Source organism: Kitasatospora cystarginea (assembly GCF_039533515.1).
Lineage (GTDB): Bacteria > Actinomycetota > Actinomycetes > Streptomycetales > Streptomycetaceae > Kitasatospora > Kitasatospora cystarginea.
The window spans coordinates 1-2,558 of the sequence record NZ_BAAATR010000132.1 but is presented as its reverse complement, the minus strand read 5'-3'; the positions used below and the strand labels follow the sequence as shown (position 1 = coordinate 2,558).

Below are 2,558 nucleotides of genomic sequence, written 5' to 3'. Positions count from 1 at the left end.
TGGGGTGCGACACGAAGTCGCACGAGATTGAGTGAATTACCTGACAGGAGGATCGACTTGATGTCGACAGCGTAGTTCCGGGCCAGTGCTCAGGGCCCGTCCCCACTTCGACATGCGTCGCCGGTAACGGCGGGGTGTGAAGCTCGGAGGAGAAGCCCAAGGGCCCCTGCTCCATCCGGGGGTTACAGGCAAGGGGAAGACCGGACGGGTGAACGTGAGTGAACCCCTGATGATGCTTCGTGATCGTGGGCCCCGCCGATGGGTTGTTCCAGCGGGGTGCAGGACTGGCCGTTGAGAAGCGGCAGGCGCCGGCTGAGGACCCATCATCAGCCGGGAGAGCATCGCCGTCCCGGAGTTTAGGGGGCACCCATCCCGGTCGCATCTCACTCGTGTGGAACGTGGAAACCCCGTTGGGGTCCGGACGCGGAAGCGTCCGGTAAGCCGACCGCAAGGAAGGCCCAACTCCCCAGCGGGCACAGGATGACCCAAGAAGCGAACGCCGGTCGCCGAAAGGCGGCGGGAAACCGGGGCGAATGGCCAGCACCTCCGCTGGTCGCCCCGCATAACCGGCCGGATACGGGCTCTGCCCGGACCCGAAAGGGTGCTGACGTGGGTCAGGTGGGCCTGTGAGGACTCGATGACCATCAACGCTGGAACCAAAGGGCAAGTTGGACACCGTGGCGACACCATCATCCGTGGCGGACACCGCCCAGGACGACACCATCACCATCGTGAACGGACCGGAGGGCGACTTCACCGACTGGCAGTCGATCGACTGGCAGGGCGCGGAGGAGGAAGTACGGCGGCTGCGGCAGCGGATCTTCACGGCATCGCAGGCAGGGGACCTTAAAAGGGTCCGCAATCTCCAGAAACTGATGCTCCGTTCCCGCTCCAACACGCTGGTGAGCGTGCGGCGGGTGACGGAGGTCAACGCTGGCCGCAAGACGGCGGGGACCGACGGTCGGGTCGTCCTGCTGCCCCAGGGGAAGGCCGAGTTGGCCGACTGGATGCAGCATCGGGCGACCCCGTGGAAGCCCCGTCCCGTCAGGCGGGTGTATATCCCCAAGGCCAATGGCCGTCAGCGCGGCCTCGGAATTCCCGTGATCATCGACCGGTGTCTTCAAGCCGTGGCGTTGAACGCGTTGGAGCCCGAGTGGGAGGCACGGTTCGAGCCGAGGTCCTATGGATTTCGTCCCGGCCGTGGCTGTCATGACGCGATCGGAGCGATCTTCCTGGCCGCCAAGGGCAAGAGCCCGAAGCGCCAGTGGATCCTCGACGCGGACTTGGCGGCGGCGTTCGACCGGATCGACCATGATCACCTTCTCGCCTCCATCGGACAGTTCCCCGCCCGGGGGCTGGTCGAGCAGTGGCTGAAGGCGGGAGTGATCGATCGTGGTTCCTTCGCCCCGACCGAGGAGGGGGTTCCGCAAGGCGGGATCATCTCCCCCGTGTTGATGAACGTGGCCCTGCATGGAATGGAAGAGGCCGCCGGAGTCCGCTACCGCACCTCCGGCCCCCGTGCCGGTGAACTGGCAGTGGGCTCACCGACCTTGATCAGGTACGCCGACGATCTGGTGGTGCTCTGTCACAGTCGTGACGAGGCTCAGCAGGTCAAGGCTCGGCTCGCCAAGTGGCTGGCGCCCAGGGGTCTGGCCTTCAACGAGGAGAAGACGCGCATCGCGCACCTCGACGAGGGCTGTGACTTCCTGGGGTTCAACGTCCGCCGCTATCACGGCATGCTGCTGATCAAGCCGAGCAAGGCGGGCGCGCGACGGATCCGGGCACGGCTCACCGCCGAAGTGCTGGCCCTTCGGGGGCAGAACGCGGCAGCGGTGATCGCCAAGCTCAACCCGATCATCCGGGGCTGGGCTGCCTACTATCGGGGCGTGGTCTCCAGCGAGGTGTTCACCTCGCTGGACGACCATGTGTGGAGGCTGGTCTACAAGTGGGCCAGACACACGCACCCGAACAAGCCGAGGGGCTGGGTCACGGCCCGGTACTTCGGCCGGTTCAACACCTCCAGGCAGGACCGGTGGGTGTTCGGCGACCGGGAGACCGGCCGCTATCTCGCCAAGTTCGCCTGGACCAAGATCGTCAGACACCAGTTGGTCATCAAGGGCGCGTCCGTCGACGACCCGGCGCTGACCGAGTACTGGGCCTCACGGCGGCGCAGGAACAGACCTCCGCTGAGCCCGTTCTGGTTGCGTCTGCTCCAGACACAGCACGGACGGTGTCCGCTCTGCGGAAGTCTCCTCCTGCATGCCACCCATCAGCCGCAAAGCCCCCAGGAATGGGAGCAGTGGCTGCGGGCGACCCGAACGGCGGTCCGCGAGAACGCGATCACCATCGAAGCGGGGAGAGGCACATCCGACGGTCTCGTCGCCTTCCGACTCATCCATGTCCATTGCCACCGCTGGCGCGGCGGCAATGGCAACAGGGAACCAGCACTTCTGGCTGCCCGTGGGCCTTCAGGGCCTGCTTGAGCCGGATGCCCGGAAAGCGGGCAAGTCCGGTTCTGAGGGGGGTGCGGCGCAGCAATGCGCCGCACCTACCCGACA

The 2,558-nt window shown here is 66.1% G+C and carries 1 protein-coding gene; it reads left to right on the top strand.

Annotated elements, in window-relative coordinates:
• Positions 1-695: 695 nt before the first annotated feature.
• Positions 696-2,483: a group II intron reverse transcriptase/maturase gene (ltrA, locus tag ABD369_RS40355; RefSeq protein ID WP_344641620.1), complete on the top strand. Its 1,788-nt coding sequence runs from the start codon at positions 696-698 to the stop codon at positions 2,481-2,483.
• Positions 2,484-2,558 lie beyond the last annotated feature (75 nt).